The 19,707-nt window shown below is 69.0% G+C and carries 20 protein-coding genes; 7 read left to right on the top strand and 13 right to left on the bottom strand.

The window, feature by feature from the left end:
* The first annotated feature begins 117 nt into the window (after positions 1 to 117).
* The 3 genes from rplM to erpA all read left to right on the top strand — a co-directional run bounded on the left by rplM (position 118) and on the right by erpA (position 1,499).
* On the top strand, positions 118 to 549 hold the full coding sequence (rplM, locus tag EJO66_RS09985) for a 50S ribosomal protein L13 (RefSeq protein ID WP_015867439.1): 432 nt from the start codon (positions 118 to 120) through the stop codon (positions 547 to 549).
* Between the two features lie 12 nt (positions 550 to 561).
* Positions 562 to 954 carry a 30S ribosomal protein S9 gene (rpsI, locus tag EJO66_RS09980; protein WP_021012545.1) on the top strand — a complete coding sequence of 131 codons (393 nt, stop codon included), beginning with the start codon at positions 562 to 564 and terminating at the stop codon, positions 952 to 954.
* A gap of 179 nt (positions 955 to 1,133) precedes the next feature.
* Positions 1,134 to 1,499 (top strand): iron-sulfur cluster insertion protein ErpA, encoded by a 366-nt coding sequence (gene erpA / locus EJO66_RS09975; RefSeq protein ID WP_007827949.1) that lies wholly within the window; start codon positions 1,134 to 1,136, stop codon positions 1,497 to 1,499.
* Positions 1,500 to 1,605: 106 nt separating this feature from the next.
* Here erpA and EJO66_RS09970 read toward each other — a convergent pair whose 3' ends face one another.
* Complete coding sequence (locus tag EJO66_RS09970; RefSeq protein ID WP_125965197.1) at positions 1,606 to 2,733, bottom strand: anhydro-N-acetylmuramic acid kinase; 1,128 nt, start codon at positions 2,731 to 2,733, stop codon at positions 1,606 to 1,608.
* Between the two features lie 43 nt (positions 2,734 to 2,776).
* Positions 2,777 to 4,117, bottom strand: a complete 1,341-nt coding sequence (locus EJO66_RS09965; protein WP_124958732.1) for a M23 family metallopeptidase — start codon at positions 4,115 to 4,117, stop codon at positions 2,777 to 2,779.
* Positions 4,118 to 4,274: 157 nt separating this feature from the next.
* Here EJO66_RS09965 and tyrS point away from each other — a divergent pair, with 157 nt between their 5' ends.
* Positions 4,275 to 5,507 (top strand): tyrosine--tRNA ligase, encoded by a 1,233-nt coding sequence (tyrS, locus tag EJO66_RS09960; protein ID WP_125965196.1) that lies wholly within the window; start codon positions 4,275 to 4,277, stop codon positions 5,505 to 5,507.
* Between the two features lie 40 nt (positions 5,508 to 5,547).
* Here tyrS and EJO66_RS09955 read toward each other — a convergent pair whose 3' ends face one another.
* Positions 5,548 to 6,165 (bottom strand): OmpA family protein, encoded by a 618-nt coding sequence (locus EJO66_RS09955; RefSeq protein ID WP_124958730.1) that lies wholly within the window; start codon positions 6,163 to 6,165, stop codon positions 5,548 to 5,550.
* Entirely contained in the window at positions 6,162 to 6,656 is a 495-nt protein-coding gene (locus EJO66_RS09950) for a FecR family protein (protein WP_125965195.1), read from the bottom strand. Before EJO66_RS09950 ends, EJO66_RS09955 begins: the two co-directional genes overlap by 4 nt.
* A 140-nt stretch (positions 6,657 to 6,796) precedes the next feature.
* Between EJO66_RS09950 and EJO66_RS09945 the strand changes: the two genes are divergently transcribed.
* Positions 6,797 to 7,711, top strand: a complete 915-nt coding sequence (locus EJO66_RS09945; protein ID WP_185738308.1) for a cation diffusion facilitator family transporter — start codon at positions 6,797 to 6,799, stop codon at positions 7,709 to 7,711.
* Positions 7,708 to 8,148 (top strand): D-aminoacyl-tRNA deacylase, encoded by a 441-nt coding sequence (gene dtd, locus EJO66_RS09940; protein WP_125965194.1) that lies wholly within the window; start codon positions 7,708 to 7,710, stop codon positions 8,146 to 8,148. The genes EJO66_RS09945 and dtd overlap by 4 nt, the downstream gene beginning before the upstream one ends.
* Before the next feature lie 30 nt (positions 8,149 to 8,178).
* Here the strand turns inward: dtd and ybeY are convergent, their stop codons facing one another.
* Both ybeY and EJO66_RS09930 read right to left on the bottom strand, forming a co-directional pair.
* Positions 8,179 to 8,637, bottom strand: coding sequence for an rRNA maturation RNase YbeY (ybeY, locus tag EJO66_RS09935; RefSeq protein WP_047783972.1), 459 nt, complete (start codon positions 8,635 to 8,637; stop codon positions 8,179 to 8,181).
* Between the two features lies 1 nt (position 8,638).
* On the bottom strand, positions 8,639 to 9,589 hold the full coding sequence (locus EJO66_RS09930; RefSeq protein WP_196232525.1) for a PhoH family protein: 951 nt from the start codon (positions 9,587 to 9,589) through the stop codon (positions 8,639 to 8,641).
* 20 nt (positions 9,590 to 9,609) lie between these two features.
* On the opposite strand from EJO66_RS09930, the gene ruvA reads away from it, so the two are divergent.
* Entirely contained in the window at positions 9,610 to 10,182 is a 573-nt protein-coding gene (gene ruvA / locus EJO66_RS09925) for a Holliday junction branch migration protein RuvA (protein ID WP_124958725.1), read from the top strand.
* A gap of 22 nt (positions 10,183 to 10,204) precedes the next feature.
* On the opposite strand, the gene EJO66_RS09920 is transcribed toward ruvA, so the two are convergent.
* The 7 genes from EJO66_RS09920 to EJO66_RS09890 all read right to left on the bottom strand — a co-directional run bounded on the left by EJO66_RS09920 (position 10,205) and on the right by EJO66_RS09890 (position 19,492).
* Entirely contained in the window at positions 10,205 to 11,197 is a 993-nt protein-coding gene (locus tag EJO66_RS09920) for a Bug family tripartite tricarboxylate transporter substrate binding protein (protein WP_240648562.1), read from the bottom strand.
* A gap of 25 nt (positions 11,198 to 11,222) precedes the next feature.
* Complete coding sequence (locus tag EJO66_RS09915) at positions 11,223 to 12,494, bottom strand: alkyl sulfatase dimerization domain-containing protein (RefSeq protein ID WP_125965193.1); 1,272 nt, start codon at positions 12,492 to 12,494, stop codon at positions 11,223 to 11,225.
* A complete protein-coding gene (locus EJO66_RS09910; protein WP_125965192.1) occupies positions 12,491 to 13,831 on the bottom strand; it encodes a DUF1254 domain-containing protein in 1,341 nt (446 codons plus the stop codon). Before EJO66_RS09910 ends, EJO66_RS09915 begins: the two co-directional genes overlap by 4 nt.
* Positions 13,832 to 13,835: 4 nt before the next feature.
* A complete protein-coding gene (locus tag EJO66_RS09905) occupies positions 13,836 to 15,224 on the bottom strand; it encodes a DUF1254 domain-containing protein (protein ID WP_125965191.1) in 1,389 nt (462 codons plus the stop codon).
* 49 nt (positions 15,225 to 15,273) lie between these two features.
* A complete protein-coding gene (locus tag EJO66_RS09900) occupies positions 15,274 to 16,233 on the bottom strand; it encodes a Bug family tripartite tricarboxylate transporter substrate binding protein (protein ID WP_240648569.1) in 960 nt (319 codons plus the stop codon).
* Between the two features lie 71 nt (positions 16,234 to 16,304).
* Complete coding sequence (locus EJO66_RS09895) at positions 16,305 to 18,422, bottom strand: acetate--CoA ligase family protein (protein ID WP_125965189.1); 2,118 nt, start codon at positions 18,420 to 18,422, stop codon at positions 16,305 to 16,307.
* Positions 18,423 to 18,430: 8 nt separating this feature from the next.
* Entirely contained in the window at positions 18,431 to 19,492 is a 1,062-nt protein-coding gene (locus EJO66_RS09890; RefSeq protein ID WP_125965188.1) for a porin, read from the bottom strand.
* Positions 19,493 to 19,707: the final 215 nt, after the last annotated feature.

The raw sequence follows: 19,707 nt of genomic DNA, 5'->3' as shown, positions 1-19,707 counted from the left end.
CTTCGCAGCGTTTTTGCAGCCCCGCGGCGGAGATTATCCCCACCTAAGAGATTCCCGTCAGAGGAACGCCGACCGTGGAAAAGGGCTCGCCAAACCCTCTTTTCTAGAGAAAAACTCATGACCAAAACGTTCAGCGCCAAACCCGCTGACGTGACGCACGAGTGGTTTGTGATTGACGCGACCGACAAGGTCCTCGGACGAGTAGCCAGCGAAGTTGCTCTCCGTTTGCGCGGCAAACACAAGGCCATTTACACGCCTCACGTCGATACCGGTGACTTCATCGTCATCATCAACGCAGCCCAGCTGCGCGTCACCGGCGCCAAGCCGATCGACAAGGTCTACTACCGTCACTCGGGCTACCCGGGCGGTATCACGGCCACGAACTTCCGCGACATGCAAGCCAAGCACCCGGGCCGCGCCCTGGAAAAGGCCGTCAAGGGCATGCTGCCCAAGGGCCCGCTCGGCTACGCGATGATCAAGAAACTCAAGGTGTACGGTGGTGCAGAGCACCCGCACACCGCCCAACAGCCCAAAGTGCTGGAACTGTAAGGAGCCTTGAGAATGATTGGTGAATGGAACAATGGCACCGGCCGTCGCAAATCGAGCGTCGCCCGTGTGTTTCTGAAAAAGGGCACCGGCAAGATCACGGTCAACGGCAAGGACATCCAAGAGTTCTTCGGCCGCGAAACCTCGATCATGATTGCCAAGCAGCCCCTGGTGCTGACCAACAACACCGAAGCGTTCGACGTCATGGTCAACGTGGCAGGTGGCGGCGAGTCGGGCCAGGCCGGCGCAACGCGCCACGGCATCACCCGTGCGCTGATCGACTACGACGCAAGCCTCAAGCCGGTGCTGAGCCAGGCCGGCTACGTCACGCGCGATGCACGTGAAGTCGAGCGCAAGAAGGTCGGTCTGCACTCTGCACGCCGCCGCAAGCAGTTCAGCAAGCGCTGATACTGTTCACTGCGAACAAAAGCCGCCTTCGGGCGGCTTTTTCATTGCCACGGCCTTGGCGGACGTGTGTTCGACCCCACTTGCGTTGGGTGCTCGCTGCCTCCCGCCAGCCAGGAATGCGGCATTGCAGTAGCATTGGTCCATTGGCCGCATGTACGGCCCCCAAGGAGTTATCCCCCATGAGCGCTGTTGCCGAAAATATCCAGACCCAGATGCCCGAACCGATCGTCTTCACCGACAGTGCGGCCGCCAAGGTGGCCGACCTGATCGCCGAAGAGGGCAATCCCGACCTCAAGCTGCGCGTGTTTGTGCAGGGCGGCGGGTGCTCGGGCTTTCAGTATGGTTTCACTTTCGATGAAATCACGAACGAAGACGACACCACCATGACCAAGAACGGCGTGTCGCTGCTGATCGATGCCATGAGCTACCAGTACCTGGTCGGCGCCGAGATCGACTACAAGGAAGACCTGCAAGGCGCCCAGTTCGTGATCAAGAACCCGAATGCCACCAGCACCTGCGGCTGCGGATCGAGCTTCTCGGCTTGATGCCCGGTTGATGCTGTCGCCAGCATTCGTTCTTTAAGAAAGCCGCCTTCGGGCGGCTTTTTGCTGCCCGCTGCAACGGCCATGAACACCCATGAGCCCGGCCCGGTCAGGCGGGGTAGATCGCCCCGAGCACGCGGCCACCCCTTGCGCCGGTCACGCTGGCCAGGTTGCCGGCTTCGCGGCGAACCGTGCTGCGGGCCAGCCAGGCAAAGGCCGCGGCCTCGACTTGCAGCGGGGGCAGGCCGTGTGCCGTGGAGGCGGCCACTTCCACGCCGGGCAAGTGCGCGCGCAGGCGCTCGAGCAGATGATCGTTCAGCGCCCCGCCGCCGCAGACGATCAGCAGCTTGCTATCACTTCCGTAGCGAAGGACGTCGGCTGCACAAACGCTGGCAGTGAACTCGGTCAGGGTGGCCTGCACGTCGGCAGGCGCCGCGCCGGTGGCCGGGCCGAGGCAGGCGGAAAGCCACGCGGGATTGAACAGGTCGCGCCCGGTGCTCTTGGGAGGTGCCTTCGCAAAATATGGATCGGCCTGCAGCCGCGCGAGCAGCTCGGGCAGCACCTGGCCACTGGCGGCCCATTGCCCGCCGTGGTCGAAGGGCTGGCCGGTATGGAAGTGGCTCCAGTGGTCCATCAGGGCATTGCCGGGGCCGCAGTCGAAGCCAAGCACCACCGGCTCTCCCGGCGCATCGGCCGCGGGCAGCAGGCTCAGGTTGGAAATGCCGCCGATGTTCAGCACCGCCACGGGTTCGCCCGCGCGCGCGAACAGCGCGCGGTGGAAGGCCGGCACCAGCGGCGCGCCCTGTCCACCCGCCGCCAGGTCGCGGCTGCGGAAGTCCGCCACCACGTCGATGCCGGTCAGCTCGGCCAGCAGCGAGGGGTTGTTGATCTGCAGGGTGTAGCCGACGCCGTCGAACTCGGTGGGCCGGTGGCGCACCGTCTGCCCGTGCGCGCCGAGGGCCGTCACCTGGCTGGCGGGAGTGCCGCTGTCCGCCAGCAGTTGGCTGGCGACGCCGGCGTAGATCCGGGCCAGGCCGCTGCCGGCCAGCGCGGCGCGGTGGAGTTCGTTGTCGCCGGGGGTGTTGAGCGCCATCAGCTCGGCGCGCAAGGCGGCAGGAAAGGGCGCCGTGGCATAGGCCCGCACGGCAATGCGGCCATCCGCGAAATCGGCCAGCACGCCGTCGACGCCGTCGAGCGAGGTGCCGGACATCAGGCCGATGAACAGCTCGGCGGCCATTTCGATAGGGAAGGCGAGCCGCGCGACGGGTGCCCGCCCGGGCTCAGTCTGCGCTGGCCTGGATGACCGAGAAGGCGGCCGCCAGTTCGGTACGCGCGCCGACCGCAATGCGCTCGAAGGCCGGGCGCAGGGACGCAGTGATGGGGGCGCCGCCCTCCTGTGCAATGGAGGTCGGATCCTGGTACTCGCCGTTCACGCGGAACTCGAAGTGCAGGTGCGGGCCCGTGGCCCAGCCGGTAGAGCCCACGGCGCCGATCGTTTGGCCCTGGGTGATGCTCTCGCCGGCCTTGACATTGATGCGGCTCAGGTGGGCGTAGGCCGTCTGCTGGTTGTTGCGGTGCTTGATGATGACGATGTTGCCGTAGCCGCTTTGCGTACCGGCGAAATCGACCGTGCCGTCGCCGACGCTGCGCACCGCGGTGCCCGTGGGGGCTGCGAAGTCGATGCCGTTGTGCTGGCGCCAGCTGTTGAGGATCGGATGCATGCGCATCGCGAAGCCGCTCGACACGCGCGAGAACTCGACCGGCGAGCTCAGGTAGGCCTTGCGCAGGCTATCGCCGTTCGGGCGGTAATAGCTGCCCTTTTGGCCCGGGGGCTGGAACCACACGGCCTGGTGCACCTTGCCGCCGCTCTCGAACTCGGCCGAGAGCACGCGGCCGCTGCGCAGCGCCTGGCCGTCGGCCTCGAAGGTCTCGTAGACCACGGCGAAGCGGTCACCCTTGCGCAGCGCGCGCACGTCGACGTCGCCCGCGAAGATGTCGGCCAACTGGCTGGCCACCGCGTCGGGCACGCGGGAGTCGTCGGTGGCGGCGAACAGCGAGGTGCGGATGGTGCCGCTGGCCAGGCGCGTGCCCGGCGTGAGCGTGTCGCGCTCGGTGAGCGCCACGAAGCCGACCGGCGTGCGCTCGATGACGAAGCGCTTGAAGCCGCCGTCGCCGTCGGGAATCCAGCGGGCGCTCAGCTTCTTGAGCTGGTTTTCCTGCGTGGCTTCGGCCGTGACGGTGCGCCCGGCGCGGGCGAACAGGGCATTGCGGGCTTCGCTGCTGCCGCGCACGAAGGCGGTGGCGGCAGGATCGGAAATGCCCAGGCGCTTCAGCAGGGCCTCGGCCGTGTCGCTGGAGCGCGTGATGTCGGTGCGAAACAGCGTGAAGCTGAAGTTCTCCAGCGATTCGCTCTGTTCGGCGAAAGACAGCGGAGCGGTCGCTTCGAGGACCTGCTGCACCGGGAGGTCGGAGGCGTCGGGGCCCAGGGAGGCCACTGCCAGGGTTCCGGCGCTCAGCAAGGCAGCCGCGATGAGCGCGGTGATCTGCTTGGGATAGGTCCGGAATGTATAGGCCACGCGAGAAGCCAGTAGCTCCTCGGCGGCGAGAATGCCGTTGATCAAACTATGAATTCCAGCTCAGGTTCTGCAAATCCGCGCTGCAAAGCCCAGGACGGACAGGGCGGCAGGGCGGTGCGGAAAAAGCGCCGCTTAGAATTCGGCGCTAGAAAAGTCGGGCTGAGTATAGCTTCGGCAACCTGAAAATCAGCAAAAAAAGCCTATGAATGCCGAATCTGTTACATCCACAAGCCTCTCGGATGGTGTAAGACGAGCGCTCGAAATATCGCTCCGGGGCACTGACGAGCTGCTGCCGCAGGATGAATGGGTGCACAAGCTGCAGCGCTCGGAAGCCAGCGGGACGCCGCTGCGCATCAAATTGGGGCTCGACCCGACCGCCCCGGACATTCACATCGGCCACACGGTGGTGCTCAACAAGATGCGGCAGCTGCAGGATCTGGGGCACCGGGTCATCTTCCTGATCGGCGACTTCACGACCACCATCGGCGATCCCTCGGGCCGCAACAGCACCCGCCCGCCGCTCACCCGCGAGCAGATCGAGGCCAACGCCCAGACCTACTACCGGCAGGCCAGCCTGGTGCTCGACCCCGAAAAGACCGAGATCCGCTACAACTCCGAGTGGAGCGACCCGCTGGGCGCCCGCGGCATGATCCAGCTCGCCGCCAAGTACACGGTGGCGCGGATGATGGAGCGCGACGACTTCAACAAGCGCTTCAAGTCCGGCCAGTCGATCTCGGTGCACGAATTCCTTTACCCGCTGATGCAGGGCTACGACTCGGTGGCCCTGAAGAGCGACCTCGAGCTGGGCGGCACCGACCAGAAGTTCAACCTGCTCGTCGGCCGGCATCTCCAGCAGGAATACGGCCAAGAACCGCAGTGCATACTCACTATGCCGCTGCTGGAAGGGCTCGATGGCGTCGAGAAGATGTCCAAGAGCAAGAACAACTACATCGGCATCAGCGAAGACGCCAACACCATGTTCGCCAAGGTGCTGTCGATCTCCGACGAGCTGATGTGGCGCTGGTACACGCTGCTGAGCTTCCAGTCGCTCGCACAGATCGAGGCGCTCAAGGCCGAGATCGCGGCCGGCCGCAACCCCAAGGATGCGAAGGTGGCGCTGGCCAAGGAAATCACCGCGCGCTTCCATAGCGCGGCCGCGGCCGAGACAGCGGAACAGGATTTCATCAACCGCAGCAAGGGCGGCGTGCCCGACGACATTCCGGAGCTGTCGCTGGGCGGTGCGCCGCTGGGCATCGCCCAGCTGCTCAAGCAGGCGGGCCTTGCGCCTTCGGCCTCCGAAGGCAGCCGGCTGATCGACGGCGGCGGCGTGCGCGTCGACTCCGTGGTGATCAGCGACAAGGCGCTCAAGCTGCCCGCGGGCAGCTACGTGGTGCAGGTCGGCAAGCGCAAGTTCGCGCGCGTGACCCTCGGCTGAGAGCGCCGGTCGAGGGCGGCGGGCGCCGCGAGCCTCGCCGTCAGCGGACTTCGATGGTGACGCGCCGGTTGCGCGGCTCGTCCACCTCGTCGGCGGTGGGCACCGCGAGTTCGCGCTCGCCGCGGCCCACAGCCTCGATGCGCTTGGCCGGGAACTGCCGCTCCACGAAAAGCTGCACCACTTCCTGCGCCCGCCGCTGCGAGAGCATGTCGTTCTGCTCGAGCGCGCCCTTGGTGTCGGTGTGCCCGGTCACGACGATGTCGCTGCCGCTGCGGGTTTGCGCGGCCATCAGCGCTTCGTTCATGACCTGTTGCGACGCAGGCGTGAGCGTGGTGCCGCCCACTTCGAAATACACCGTATAGCGCTGCGGGGCAGGCGGCCGCATGTCGAACAGGATCTTGTGGTCCGCCTGCACCTTGGCGGGGTCGGCCTGGTCGACCACCGGCGCGCCGGAAGCGCCGACCGCGGCGGTTGCGCGCTGGTAGGGCCGGGAAAGAACTTCCTCGCCGTCCTTCGCGCGCACGATCACGGCAGAAGGCTTGTCATCCGCCTGGGGCAGCAGCACCACGCGGGTGCCCGGCGTCGAACATGCGGCAAGCAGTGCAGTGGCCAGCACGGCAGTGAAAAGAAAGGCCCGGTCCGTCGTCGTCTTCCTCATGGCTGGCCGTCGGTCTGCACGATGAAGTCGGTTCCGCGAATGCCGATGGTGGCGGTTTGCGTCTCCACCCGTATCGCGTCGGGATTGGTCTTGCCGATCAGGCCGGTGATCATGCGCATGGAGCCCCGCAGCAGCGAAACGAGCACGCCGCCTTCGTGCGTGGTGGCGTTGAAATGGAATTCCTTCAGGTCCAGCCGTGACGAAGGCCCGACCACCAGCGTGGTGTCGTCGCGCAAGACCACGGAAGCGGAAGAGTCGGGGCCGGTCAGGATGCGGTCCACGGCGGCCAGCGCGTCGCCCGCGTTGGCCGGGCGCGGCGTGCCAGCGGTGCTGAGCAGCTGCACGTTGCCCCGCACCGATTTCACGAACCCCGCCTGTGGTTCTGCGGCAGGGATGGAGCCTGCAGGACGCGAGGGCGCCTGCGCCTGCGCCAACGCCGCTGCGCCCCAGAAGGCGAGGCCTCCCACGGCGATCAGGAATTTTTTCATCATCATTCTTCTGCGAATGTCTCGCGGTGCCACAAATATTAAATACATCGAGTCGGCAGATGGAGGCCGCGCTCGATAATTCGATCGCGGATGCGGACCTTTGCCGCATTCTTGCCGACTTTTACCGCTTACGCCTTCCCCGCATGACTTTCACGCCCAAGACGCTGCTTCGTGTTTCCGTTGCGGTTGCGCTCATCACGATCCTGCTCAAGGGCCTGGCGGGCTATGTGACCAACTCGATGGGCTTGATCTCCGATGCGATGGAGTCGTTCGTCAACCTTGCCAGCGCGATGTTCGCATTGGGCATGGTGACCATCGCCTCGCGGCCGGCCGATGAAGACCATCCCTACGGCCACCACAAGGCCGAGTACTTTTCGTCGGGCTTCGAGGGCATCCTGATCGTCGGCGCCGCGGCCGCCATCCTCTGGGTGTCGGTGCAGCGGCTGCTCGCGCCGCAGCCGCTGGAGCAGCTGGGCTGGGGGCTCGGGCTCTCGGTGATCAGCTCGGGCTTCAACGCGGCCCTGGCTTTTGCGCTGTTCCGCGCCGCGCGAACGCACCGCTCGATTGCGCTCGAAGCCGATGCGCGGCACCTGATGACCGATGTGTGGACCTCGGCCGGGGTGGTGGTCGGCATCGCGGCCGTGCACTTCAGCGGCTGGCTCTGGCTCGATCCGGTGCTGGCCATCGGCGTTGCGCTCAACATCGTGCGCGAAGGCGTCAGGCTGGTGTGGCGCTCGTCGCAGGGGCTGATGGACGAGGCCCTCGACCCCGAGACCATCGCCACGCTGCGCGCCACGCTCGACCAGTTTGCCGCACGCATGCCGGAAGGCACGCGCATGCGCTTCGACGACATGGTGACGCGGCGCGCGGGCCAGCGCCGCTTCGCCGACCTGCACATGCATGTGCCCGGCGAATGGACGCTGCAGCATGCCGCCGCGATGCGCGACGAGCTGGAACAGACGCTGATGGATGCCGTGCCGGGCCTGCGCGTGACCATACAGCTGCTGCCCCTGGGCATGGAAGCCCGCGGCCCGCGGATCGAGGAAGAAACAGCATGAAGGCCGTCGTCCAGCGCGTGGCCAGCGCGCGTGTCGACATCGCCGGGCAGACCGTCGGAGCGATCGACGCCGGCCTGCTCGTCCTGCTGTGCGCCGAGCGCGGCGATGCGGACGCGATGGCCGACCGCATGCTTGCCAAGCTGTTGAAGCTGCGCATCTTTTCCGACGAGGCGGGCAAGATGAACCGCAGCGTGCAGGACATCGGCGGCGGCCTGCTCGTGGTGAGCCAGTTCACGCTGGCCGCCGACGTGAGCGGCGGCAACCGGCCCAGCTTCACGCAGGCGGCGGCGCCCGACGAGGGGCGGCGGCTCTACGACTATTTCGTGGACCAGGCCCGCGCCGCGCATCCGGTGGTGGCAACGGGCGAGTTCGGCGCCGACATGCAGGTGTACCTGGTCAACGACGGGCCGGTCACCATTCCGCTGCAGATGGCGTAGCGCCGCTGTCGGCGCGGCGCTCGGGCAGCCTCACCGCCCGTACGGATTGCGGATGCCGAGGCCCGCCAATATCTCGATCTCGCGCGCCTCCATGGCCTCGGCGTCGGCTTCGCCGGTCTCGTGATCCCAGCCCTGCGCGTGCAGCGTGCCGTGAACGAGCAGGTGCGCGTAGTGGGCGGCCAGAGTCTTGCGGTGCTCCTTCGCCTCGCTGGCGACCACCGGCGCGCACAGCACCAGGTCGGCCATCACCATCGGGCTCTGGGCATAGTCGAAGGTCAGCACGTTGGTCGCGTAGTCCTTGCCGCGGAACTCGCGGTTCAGGCGCTGGCCTTCTTCGGCATCGACGATGCGCACCGTGATCTCCGCGTCGATCTCGAGCGCATGGCGGATCCAGCGCGTGACGCTGTGGCGCGGCAGCGCGGCGCGGTGCCGTTCGACGCCCTTGAAGCGCGCGAACTGCAGCGAAAGGGAAAGTGCGGGCAGCGCCATCTCAATGCGCGCCGCTGCGTTTGCGTTGCCCGTCGTAGGCATCGACGATCTTGGCCACCAGCGGATGCCGCACCACGTCGGCGCTGGTGAAGTGCGTGATCGAAATGCCGTTCACGCGCCTGAGCACGCGCTCGGCATCGATCAGCCCGCTCAGCTGCTGCTTGGGCAGGTCGATCTGGCTCACATCGCCCGTCACCACCGCCTTGGCACCGAAGCCGATGCGCGTGAGGAACATCTTCATCTGCTCGACCGTGGTGTTCTGCGCCTCGTCCAGGATGACGAACGCATTGTTCAGCGTGCGCCCGCGCATGAAGGCCAGCGGCGCAATTTCGAGCGCGTTGCGCTCGAAGGCCTTCTGCACCTTCTCGTAGCCCATCAGGTCGTAGAGCGCGTCGTAGAGCGGACGCAGGTACGGGTCGACCTTCTGCGTCAGGTCGCCCGGGAGAAAGCCGAGGCGCTCGCCGGCCTCCACCGCCGGGCGCGTGAGCACGATGCGCTGCACCGCGGCGCGCTCCAGCGCGTCGACCGCGCAGGCCACCGCGAGGTACGTCTTGCCGGTGCCGGCCGGGCCGATGCCGAAGGTGATGTCGTGCCTGGCGATGTTGTCGAGGTACAGCGCCTGCGTGGGCGTGCGTGCGCGCAGGTCGGCGCGGCGGGTGACGAGCATGGCCGAGTCCTCGTCGCTCATCGAGCCGTCGCCCGCGAGCGTGAGCTGCACCACCGCCGCATCGATCGGGCGCTGCGCGATCTCGTACAGCGCCTGCAGCACGTCCATCGCTCGCTGTGCGGAGGCCTTGGGGCCGTCGACCTTGAACTGCTCGTGGCGGTGCGCGATCTTCACGCCCAGGGCCTCCTCGATGCGGCGCAGGTGCGCGTCCAGCGGGCCGCACAGGTGGCCGAGGCGCGAGTTGTTGGGAGGAGCAAAGGTGTGTCGCAGAATCACGCCGGACATTTCAAGGAAAAAGGGCACCCATGATAGGCAAACTCACCGGCATCCTGGCCGAGCGCAACCCACCGCAGGTGGTGGTGGACTGCAACGGCGTCGGCTACGAGGTCGATGTGCCGATGAGCACGTTCTACAACCTGCCCGGCACCGGAGAGCGCGTTTCGCTGCTCACGCACTTCGTGGTGCGCGAGGACGCGCAGATTCTCTACGGTTTCGGCACCGCCGAGGAGCGTGCGGCTTTCCGCCAGCTCATCAAGATCACGGGCGTGGGCCCGCGCACCGCGCTCGGCCTGCTGTCGGGCATGAGCGTGGGCGAGCTGTCGCAGGCGATCACCACGCAGGAACTCGGCCGGCTCGTGAAGATTCCCGGCATCGGAAAGAAGACCGCCGAGCGGCTGCTGCTCGAGCTCAAGGGCAAGCTGGGCGCCGACATCGGCCTGCCCGCCCATGCGGCCACCGACGCGCAGGCCGACATCCTGCAGGCGCTGGTCGCGCTGGGCTACAGCGACAAGGAAGCCGCGCTGGCGCTCAAGGCGCTGCCCAAGGACGCGACGGTGAGCGAGGGGATCAAGCTGGCGCTGAAGGCATTGGCGAAATAACCGGGCGCGTGCGCGGCGCCGGTCACTCGGGCGTCAGCCCGATGTCCTTCACCAGCGCGCCCCAGTCGCGCATGTCCTTCTGGATCGTCGCCGCGAACTGCTCGGGCGTGTTCTGCGGCAGGTCGGTGAAGTTGAGTTCGCGCAGGCGCTGCACCACGACGGGATCCTTCAGCGCCTGGTTCACTGCCTCGTTGAGCCTTCTCACGACGGCCGGCGGCGTTTTCGCGGGAGCGAGCAATCCATACCACGCATAGGTCGTGAAGGGGTAGCCGGCCTCGGTCATCGTGGGCACGTCGGGCAGCATCGGGATGCGCGAGGGGCCGCTGTTGGCCAGCGCCTTGAGGCGGCCGGCGCGCACGATCTCGACCGTGGACGACATGTCGGCAAAGGCGGCGTCGACCTGGCCGCCGAGCAGGTCCTGCACGCACGGCCCGCTGCCCTTGTAGGGCACATGCGTCATCACCAGACCGGCCTGCTTCTTCAGGCTTTCCATGGCCAGGTGACCGCCGGAGCCGTTGCCCCAGGAGCAGTAGCTCAGCTTGTCGGGCCGCGCCTTGGCATAGGCGACGAACTCCTTGAGCGTGCCGACCGGCAGGTCCTTGCGCACCAGCAGCAGGTTGCCGCCGCGCCCGATCTGCGCCACCGGCGCAAAGTCCCTCACCGGGTCGTAGGGCAGCTTCCTGTACAGGCTGGGGTTCACCACCATGGCCGCGGCATAGGTGAACAGCAGCCGGTAGCCGTCGGGCGTTGCCCGCGCTGCGAGGTCGGTGCCGAGGATGCCGTTGGCGCCGGGGCGGTTGTCGACGATGAAGGGCTGCTTCAGCGTCTTGCCGAGCGCGTCGGCGATCAGGCGCGCGATGGTATCGGTGCCGCCGGCCGGCGCGGTAGGCACCACCAGCGTCACTGGCTTGTCGGGGTAGCTGTCGGCCTGCGCATGGCTGGCGGCGGCCAGTGCGGCCAGGCAGCAGGCGGCGAGCGTGCGCAGGCCGAGGCGCAAGGATGTTGTGGTTGTCATGGTCCGTGTCTCCGATGGAAAGGCTTCAGCGGATGCCGAAGCGCGTCTGCGTGCCTTGTTCGATCATGTCCGCGCCGACCCGGTACAGGTTGCGCGAGACGTAACTGGGCACTTCGCGCGCACGCTCGCGCAGCCATTCGGCCTTGAGCGAGCGCGCCTCGGCGATCTCGGGGGCATCGCCCTCGGCAGTGGCGAGCAGGTCGATCACGTGCAGCGCGAGCTGCCAATGCTTGCTCGCGGCCAGATGGCGCGCCTGGTCGACCACGCCGCGCTTGTCGGTGATGGCGTCGGCCACCGCGCGGCCGATGGCCTCGGGCGCGGCCGGGTGCAGCGAGGTCGGGTTGCGGTCCCACCAGCCGTTCTCCGAGCGGTAGATGTCGCGCACGATGTAGCCGGGGTCGCCGTAGGTGGGCTTCATCCAGTCGACTGCGAACAGTTCGTCGGGAAAGCGGATGCGCGCCAGGATGTCGCGCTCGTTGAGCCCTTCGTTCATGAGCCGCACCACCTCGGCGCGCAGCCAGCGCAGCGCGCGGGCCGTGTGCGTGAGCACGTGCCGCACCTGCTCCTCGCCCTCGAGCGTGGCGCCGAATTCGCGCACGGCCTTGCGTGCGTTGAGCGCCGCCAGCGCCTCCAGCGTGTCGGCCCACCGCACCGTGTCGCGCATCGTGCGAAAGGGCGTGCCGATGTTGGGAATCGAATCGATCAGCGCCGCGCCGCCGTACAGCACGTGCTGCGCCGGGCTCCACAGCGCGATCGCGTCGTCGGTTTCCGAAGGCGCCCAGCGCAGCACGATGCGGCGCTCCCCTTGGCCGATCTGCAGCAGGTCGTCGAAGGTCTCGGTGGGCGCGTGCATCACGAGCCGATGGTCGAAGAAGCCTGCGGGGCGGTTGAACTGGATCTCGGCCATGCGGTGCTGCAGGGCCAGCGTCTCGCGGTAGCGCGCGAGGCGGCGCGGCAGGTTGCGGTGCGCAATGATCCGCGGCGGCGCGTCGCCGCGCGCGGCGGCATGGGCCAGCCACATTGGCACGCCGGCGTTGTAGCCGATGTGGCCGTGGCTGAAGCACAGCGCATGCACCGGCGCGTCGCTGAGTTGGCGCAGCGAATCGATCATGCCCTCGGTCACCGAGCTGCCCGGGCCGGCGTCGACCACGACCAGGCCCACGTCGGTCTCGGCCACGAAGGACTGCCCCTGCCCGCGCAGGATGTGCAGGCCCGGCGCCACGGTCTCGGCGCCGGTGCCGACGATGAGGAACGGCCTTTCTTCTCCTGCTTGCGGTTTTTCAACGGTGGAGGTCATGCGGTTTCCTTGGAGGTGAGGGGCGTCAGGGACGGCAGCAGGTAGCGGCCGTCGAGCAGTTCGGCGCGCGGCACATAGGCGCGCAGACAGAGGTAGAAAGGGCCTTCGGGCGCCGGCAGCCAGTTGGCCTGCGCAGCCTCGCGCTCCGGCCGGGCGTGCTGGATGTGCAGCGTGAGCCCGCCGTCCGCATCGCGCTGCAGCCCCGGCGTGCGGTCGCCGATGGCGTAGCGGTCGATCGGGTTGTCCACCAGCATGTAGTCGCGCGTGTCGTACATCGTGAGCGACCAGAAGGCCTCGACCGGCGGCAGCGCGCCGGGCGCGAAGCGCAGCGTGTAGCGGCGCTGGCCGGCGAGCGCTTCGCCTGCGGCGTCATGCCAGGCCATCGGGTAGGTGGCCTCGCGGCTTTCGAGCATGCCGATGTACTTGAGCGCGACCAGCGCGCGCGCCAGGTGGTCGTCGCCGAAGGAACCTTCCACCAGCGGCATCTGCACCCAGCCCGTGGCCGTGGTGCGGCCCGACTGCGCCTCGCGCAGCCGCGGCAGCACGGTGTCGAGCGCGGCCTGCAGTGCGGCGCGCTGGCCGTCGTCGAGCGCGCCCGCGCCGGGCCCGACTCCGAGCGCCGCGTAGCGTGCGAGCCGCGCCGCATCGCCGGCGGGCGGGGCGTTGTCGCGCAGCGCCGCGTTCACCTGCGCGGCAAAGTGCTCGGCCGTGAGCGGTGCCTTCGGGTCGCAGGCCGGGTCGAAGGCGCGCGGCGCCGAGGCGCGGCCGGCCTGCCAGTCGGCCAGCGTGCGCACGAGAAAGCCGTCTTGCAGCGCGTTGACGGCGGGCACGTCCTGCGGGCCGTCGACCAGCAGGCGCCCGATGATCCACAGCCAGCGCGTGGGCGCCTCGATGCGCGCGCCTGGCGTGTCGAAGGCCGCGGGCAGCGTGCCGCGCCATCCCGGCGGCGTGACCACGAAGGAGCGTGCCGCCGTGCCCGTGAGGCGCTGCCCGAGGTGGGCAAAGGGGTTGGTGAAGAAGTCGAGCAGGCCCAGCACGTAGTAGCGCCCGGCCGTGTCGGGCACGTCGATCACGAGCGGGCCCTCGCCCAGGTCGAGCCAGGCGTTGGTGTAGAGCGTGTCGTTGTTCGGGGTGACGACGCGGCTCTTGCCCGCGCGCAGCAGCTGGCGCGCGTGCGTGAACACGTTGCACCAGCGCTGCGGCCGCGGCGCCTCGCCGGCGGCGTCGGTGCGCTGCGGCGAGGTGGCCGCGCGCATGCGGCACATCTCGTAGAGTGGGTAGGTGTAGACCACGGCCTCTTCGGCCAGGGCTTGAAGGGTGTCGGTGCGCGATGGCATGGGCTCAGTTCTCTTGGGCCTGCAGCGCCGGGATGCGCCAGCTCTGCACGCCCTCGCGCGGGCAGTACATGCGCAGGATCAGGTAGAAGCGTCCGGCCGGTGCCGGCAGCCAGTTGGCGGCGTCGGCGGGGCGCGCGTGGCTCACCACGAGTTCGAGGCTGCCGTCGGCGCCGCGCTTCAGGCCGGGCGTGCGGTCGCCGATCGCGTGGCGGCGGATCTCGTTGGGGTAGAGGAACCGGTCGGTGTCGTACAGCGTGACCGACCAGAAGGCGTCCGCGGGCGGCAGGTCGCCGGCTTCGAAACGCATCGCATAGCGGTGCTGGCCGTCCAGCGGCTCCTGGTTCGCGTCGTGGTGCGCGGCGGCGTACACCGCCTCGCTGGTGGCCAGCGCGCCCAGGCCCAGGTAGGCGGTGCGCGCGCGGCCGAGGAACTCGTTGCCGTAGCGGCCGGTGGCCGGCGTCATCGACCAGGGCTTGGGCCGGCGGTTGCGGCCCACCGCGCCGACCAGCTGCACGCCCTCGGCGAAGCCTTCGATGAGGCCTTCGCGCAGCGGTTCTTCGAGTGCGTCCCACGAGAACGCGGCGTTCGCCAGCAGCCCGCCCTGGCCGAACCACGCCACGAGGCCGCGGTCTTCCATGCGGCCCGGCGCTTCGGCCAGCGCGTGGCACACGTTGGTGAAGAAGCGCGGCGCCACTTCTGCGGCGGGCTCACCGTGCTCGAAGGAGGCGGCCATGGCGTCCTCGTGCGGACCGGCCCACTGCTCGATGGCGGCCGGGCGGCCCTGCGGCACGGTGCCGGGGGCGGGCGAAAGCTGGATCTCCGACTGCAGGGCGCGCGCGGCCGGCCAGTCGCTTTCATCACCCACCAGGATGCGACCGATGAGCCAGACCAGATGGGTCGGGCAGCGCACCACGCGGTGGGCGGCGAGTGATTCCGGCACGGTGCCGCCGGGGCCCACGAGCACCACCGTCTCGCCGTCGGGGTTGCAGTTGCGCGGGCCCAGGTTCTCGAAGTTCTCGGTGTAGGCGTCGTACAGCGGCAGCACGAAGTAGCGCCCCGGGTGGCGCGATGACGCGGGCACCGTGAGCAGCATCGGCCCGTCGGCCAGGTGCAGCCAGGCCATGGTGTAGAGCAGGTCGTTGGCGGGCGTGACCACGTCGCGGTCCTGGTCGGTGGAGGGGCGCGGCGCGTGGTGCAGCGTGTTCATCGGCGCACGCACGTCCGAGCCGGCCGAGGCGCCGCTGCGGCGTTCGGCGCGAGGCGCGGTCTGCATGGCGCAGGTGCGGTAGGTCTCGGTGAGCGGATAGCCGTAGACGAAGGCGGCCAGGCCGATGGAGCGGGCGAGCGCCTTGCGGGCGACGGCGATGTCGGGAACGGAGACGGGAGCGTTCATGGGAAAGACCTCGGAGCTGGGGTTCGAAAGGGAGATGTGGGGAGACGGTTCAATCGAGCTTCACGCCCGTGGCCTGCGTGAGCTTCAGCGTCACGGGCAGGAAGGCCTCGTAGGCCGCGGTGGCTTCGGGTGGCAGGTTGCCCACGGGCTCGGCGCCGAGTTCCTCGATGCGCCGGCTCACCTCGGGCTGGCGCACCACCGCGCTGACCTCGCGGCCCAGGCGCTCGATGACGGCGTCGGGCGTCTTGGCCGGCGCCATCAGGGAGGTCGGGCCGGTCATGGCGTAGACCTCGTCGGGGTAGCCCTGCTCGGCGAAGGTCGGCACGTCGGGCAGCGCACGGGCGCGCCGGGTGCCGGCCACGGCCAGCGGGCGCAGCTTGCCGGCCTTGATGTACGGCTGCAGCGTGGTGATGGAGCCCACGGTCATCTGGATCACACCGCCGATCAGGTCGATCGCCATCGGGCTCTCGCCCTTGTAGGGCACGTGCATCGTCTGCAGGCCGTAGGCCTTGTCCATGTAGACCTGCACCTGCTGCGGCTGCGTGCCGGGGCCCCACGAGCCCATCGAATACTTGCCGGGCGTGGCCTTCACGGTGGCGATCAGGCTCTTGAAGTCGGTGGCCTGAACCGAAGGGTGCACCGCCAGCACGGTGCGCGTGGTGGCGATGTCCGACACCATGCGCAGGTCGGTGCGCGGGTCGTAGGGCAGCTTGCTGTAGAGCACCAGGTTCGCGGTGACGGGCCCCGGCACCGTGAGCAGCAGCGTGTAGCCGTCGGGCGGGCTCTTGGCGACGTAGTCGGTGCCGATGATCCCGCCCGCGCCGCTGCGGTTCTCGACCACCACCGGCTGGCCCAGCCGCTTCGACAGTCCTTCCGCCAGGAGCCGCGCGAGGATGTCGGTCGAGCCGCCCGCTTGGTACTGCACGATGATGCGCACGGGCTTGGAGGGGAAGGGCGCCTCCGTGGCTGCCGCTGCCGCGCCTGCCGCGAGGGCCAGCGCCGCGCCCATGCCGAGTGCGCGCGAAAGGTCGTTCTTCGATGTCGTCGTCATGCGATGTCTCCGGTGGTTGTTGTGGTTCGTCAGGGCGCGCGGCCGACGACGAGCGCGTCGACCGCCACGCAGCCGCCCTCGGCCTGCGGGCGTGCGATCAGCGGGTTGATCTCGGCGCTGTCGAGCGAGTCGCCCGCGCGCTGCGCAAAGTCGGCGAGCGCGCACAGCGCATCGGCGATCGAATCGAGGTCGACCGGCGGCCTGCCGCGTGCGCCGTTCAGGATCGCGAAGGCGCGCAGTTCGCGCACCATCGCCAGCGCGTCGTCGCGCGTGATCGGCAATGCGCGCAGCGACACGTCGCGCAGCGTCTCGACGTGGATGCCGCCCAGGCCGAACATCAGCACCGGTCCGAACACCGGGTCGCGGTGCACGCCCGCGATGCACTCGACGCCGCCTGTCAGCATGCGCGCCACCAGCGCGCCGTCGAGCCGCGCGCCGGGCCGGGCCGTGAGTGCGTGGTCGCGTGTGCGTTCGAAGGCCGCGCGCGCCTGCGCCGCACCGCGCAGCCCGAGCGCCACGCCGCCGACGTCCGACTTGTGCGGAATGTCGGCGCTGACGATCTTCACCACCACCGCATCGCCGAGCGCCTCGGCTGCGGCTGCGGCCTCGTCGGCGCTGCGCACCACGCGGTGCGCGACCACGGGCACGCCGGCGTCGGCGAGCAGTACGAGCGCGTCGGGCTCGGACATCGTGCCGGGCGCGAGGGTCAACGACGGGGCCATCGATGCGGGGGCTGCAGCCACCGCCGCTGCAGGCTTCGGCCCCGCCAGCGCGGCGATCGTGCGGATGCCGTCCGACGGATCGGCGAACACCAGGCAGCGCATCGCCTCGAGCTCGGCACGGTGCTCCGGCGACAGCAGCGTGCTCACCGCCAGCAGCGTGTCGGGGTAGGCCTCGCGCAGCGAAGTCACGAGCGAGCGCAGCACGGGCCAGAACGCGTCCGACGCGCCCGCTGCCGCGAGGAAGCCCATCCACGATGCGAAGCCGCGGTCGTCCAGCATCACGCGCGCCGTGCGCTCGATCAGCGTCACGTCGTTGGTGACCTGCCCGGTGATGTCGACCGGGTTGCGCGGCGCTGCGAAGGGCACCCAACTGCGCAGCGTGTCCTGCGCGGCCTCGCTCAACGGCCGCACGTCCAGGCCCTGTGCCGAAGCCTCGTCGGCCATCAGCGCGCCGACACCGCCCGAGAGCGTGAACAGGCCGATCGAGCGGTCGCGCGGGCGGCCCGCCACGGCCGCGCTGTGGGCCAGGTCGAAGAACTCCGTGAGGTTGCGCGCGCGCAGCACGCCGTACTGGCGGAACACCGCGTCGTACACCGCGTCGTCGCCTGCCAGCGCGGCGGTGTGCGAGGCGGCGGCCTCGGCGCCGAGCGCGGTGCGCCCGACCTTGACCATCACCACCGGCTTGCCGTTGGCCTGCGCGAGGGCCAGCGCCGCGCGCAGCCGGGGGCCGTCGCGGCAGCCCTCCATGTAGGCCATGATCACGTCGGTGCCGGGGTCCTGCGCGAGCCAGGCCAGGCAGTCGGCGACCTGCACGTCGGCCTCGTTGCCGGTGGTGGCCCACAGCGACAGGCCGACGCCGCGCGCCCGCGCCATCGCGTACGCATAGGCGCCGAACGCGCCCGACTGGCTCACCAACCCGATGTGCCCCGGCATCACGCGGCCCACGCCGGGCGCCGGGGAGAAGGTCGCATACACATGGCGTGCGACGTTCATGAAGCCCAGGCAGTTGGGGCCGACCAGCCGCACGCCCGCGGCACGCGCCTTGTCGCCGAGCCGCACCTGCGCTGCGGCGCCTTCGGCGCCCACTTCCGCGAAGCCCGAGGAAAACAGCACCACGCCCTTCACGCCCGCCGCGATGGCATCGTCGAGCGCGCCGTCGACCAGCGCCGACGGCACCGCGAGGATGGCCAGGTCCACCGGCTGGCCGATGGCGCGCAGGCTGGGAAAAGCCGGCAGCTCCTGGATGCGCTCGGCGTTCGGGTTGACGGGGTAGAGCGCTCCTTCGAAGCCGAAGCGGCGCTGGTAGTCGACCGGGATGCCGCCGATCTTCTGCGCGTTGGACGAGGCGCCGACCACCGCGATGGCGCGCGGCGCGAACAGGGCCGACAGGGATTCGGCTTGCGAGGAGAAGAAGTCCGTGGGCATGGCAGGTGTCAGAAGTTGTGGCGGATGCCGGTGGCGAGCACGCGCACGTCCTTGCCGCTGTTGGGTGTGACGGCGATGGTCGCGAGCGAGGCCGAGGCGCCGTGCCGGTTCAGCAGGCGCAGCCAGCGCGCGTAGACCACGGTGCGCTTGCTCAGGTGGTAGTCGTAGCCCAGCGTCCAGGCCAGCTGCGAACGGTCGCTCTCGGCCACCTTGCGCTGCGTGGCGCCGAAGATCAGGTTCGAGGCTGGCGTCACGTTGTAGGTGAGGCCCAGGTTGGTGAGCTTCGCGGTCGGCACGCCGGGCAGGCTCGATGCGTTGCGCACGTGGCTGGCGTACAGCTGCAGGCCGATCGACGGCAGCTCGTAGGCGCCGGTCAGGGCCTGCTGGGTCGTGGTGGCCGGCGAGGCCACGGGCGCCGCGGCCGAGCCCGAGCGTGCGCGCTGGAAGGCATAGGCGATGTAGTAGGGCTTGCGCGACCAGCCGAAGTTGCCGCCATAGACGTTGCCGCTCTGGTGGCTCGGCGCGCTCGATTCGCCCGGCGCATAGGCGATGTCGGCGAAGAATTCCATGCTGGCCGGCGTGCGGTAGCGCAGCATGTTGCTGGCGCGCGCCGCGAAGGGCGTGAGGCCGGGCTGCGCGTCGGTCGCGGCCACCAGGTTGATGGGCGAGAACACCGAGTTCAGGCCGTAGGGGTCGGCCTTGAACAGCGCGTAGAACATCGGTGTGTACATGCGGCCCGCGTCGATCTGCCCCCACGGCGCCGAGAACCCGACGAACGACTGCCGGCTGAACGACATCGCGGGGCCGGGCAGCGTTCCGTTGCCGGTGTCGGGCGCGAAGCCGCTCTCGAGCGTGAAGTGCGCGCCCAGGCCGCCGCCCAGGTCTTCGGTGCCGCGAAAGCCGATGCGCGAGGCCGTCTGGCCGCCGTCCTCTAGCCGCGTCGAAGACGCGGCGCCCGACTTGGCGTGCGCCACGTACAGGTCGACCGTGCCGTAGACGGTCACGGTGCTTTGCGCGAGCGCAAGGGCGCAGGCCGTCAGCGCGAGGCCGGCGGTGGTTGTCTTCTTCATGTGGTGTTGTCTCCGGGTGTGGCGTGCCGCCTGCGGATGCAGGGCGGTGCCGCATGTGTGCTTGTCGATGTCCGGGGCTTACGATAGAAATGAAGGCCCCCTGAATCTGTCAACGCTTTGACAGATTCGTGAACATCAAGGCAGGGAGAACCCGCTGGCCCGATCGTCCGTTTCCATCGCCAAAGACGCCCTAGACGCCGAACAGAGCGCCGAGC

The sequence above is a fragment of the Variovorax beijingensis genome (genome assembly GCF_003951285.1).
In the GTDB taxonomy this organism is placed as follows: Bacteria; Pseudomonadota; Gammaproteobacteria; order Burkholderiales; family Burkholderiaceae_C; genus Variovorax; species Variovorax beijingensis.
This window is presented reverse-complemented; position numbering and strand designations above follow the sequence as displayed.

Coding starts and splice junctions, on each gene's coding strand:
- rplM (WP_015867439.1), top strand. CDS start 118: ATGACCAAAACGTTCAGCGCCAAACCCGCTGACGTGACGCACGAGTGG.
- rpsI (WP_021012545.1), top strand. CDS start 562: ATGATTGGTGAATGGAACAATGGCACCGGCCGTCGCAAATCGAGCGTC.
- erpA (WP_007827949.1), top strand. CDS start 1,134: ATGAGCGCTGTTGCCGAAAATATCCAGACCCAGATGCCCGAACCGATC.
- EJO66_RS09970 (WP_125965197.1), bottom strand. CDS start 2,733: ATGGCCGCCGAGCTGTTCATCGGCCTGATGTCCGGCACCTCGCTCGAC.
- tyrS (WP_125965196.1), top strand. CDS start 4,275: ATGAATGCCGAATCTGTTACATCCACAAGCCTCTCGGATGGTGTAAGA.
- EJO66_RS09955 (WP_124958730.1), bottom strand. CDS start 6,165: ATGAGGAAGACGACGACGGACCGGGCCTTTCTTTTCACTGCCGTGCTG.
- EJO66_RS09950 (WP_125965195.1), bottom strand. CDS start 6,656: ATGATGAAAAAATTCCTGATCGCCGTGGGAGGCCTCGCCTTCTGGGGC.
- EJO66_RS09945 (WP_185738308.1), top strand. CDS start 6,797: ATGACTTTCACGCCCAAGACGCTGCTTCGTGTTTCCGTTGCGGTTGCG.
- dtd (WP_125965194.1), top strand. CDS start 7,708: ATGAAGGCCGTCGTCCAGCGCGTGGCCAGCGCGCGTGTCGACATCGCC.
- ybeY (WP_047783972.1), bottom strand. CDS start 8,637: ATGGCGCTGCCCGCACTTTCCCTTTCGCTGCAGTTCGCGCGCTTCAAG.
- EJO66_RS09930 (WP_196232525.1), bottom strand. CDS start 9,589: ATGTCCGGCGTGATTCTGCGACACACCTTTGCTCCTCCCAACAACTCG.
- ruvA (WP_124958725.1), top strand. CDS start 9,610: ATGATAGGCAAACTCACCGGCATCCTGGCCGAGCGCAACCCACCGCAG.
- EJO66_RS09920 (WP_240648562.1), bottom strand. CDS start 11,197: ATGACAACCACAACATCCTTGCGCCTCGGCCTGCGCACGCTCGCCGCC.
- EJO66_RS09915 (WP_125965193.1), bottom strand. CDS start 12,494: ATGACCTCCACCGTTGAAAAACCGCAAGCAGGAGAAGAAAGGCCGTTC.
- EJO66_RS09910 (WP_125965192.1), bottom strand. CDS start 13,831: ATGCCATCGCGCACCGACACCCTTCAAGCCCTGGCCGAAGAGGCCGTG.
- EJO66_RS09905 (WP_125965191.1), bottom strand. CDS start 15,224: ATGAACGCTCCCGTCTCCGTTCCCGACATCGCCGTCGCCCGCAAGGCG.
- EJO66_RS09900 (WP_240648569.1), bottom strand. CDS start 16,233: ATGGGCGCGGCGCTGGCCCTCGCGGCAGGCGCGGCAGCGGCAGCCACG.
- EJO66_RS09895 (WP_125965189.1), bottom strand. CDS start 18,422: ATGCCCACGGACTTCTTCTCCTCGCAAGCCGAATCCCTGTCGGCCCTG.
- EJO66_RS09890 (WP_125965188.1), bottom strand. CDS start 19,492: ATGAAGAAGACAACCACCGCCGGCCTCGCGCTGACGGCCTGCGCCCTT.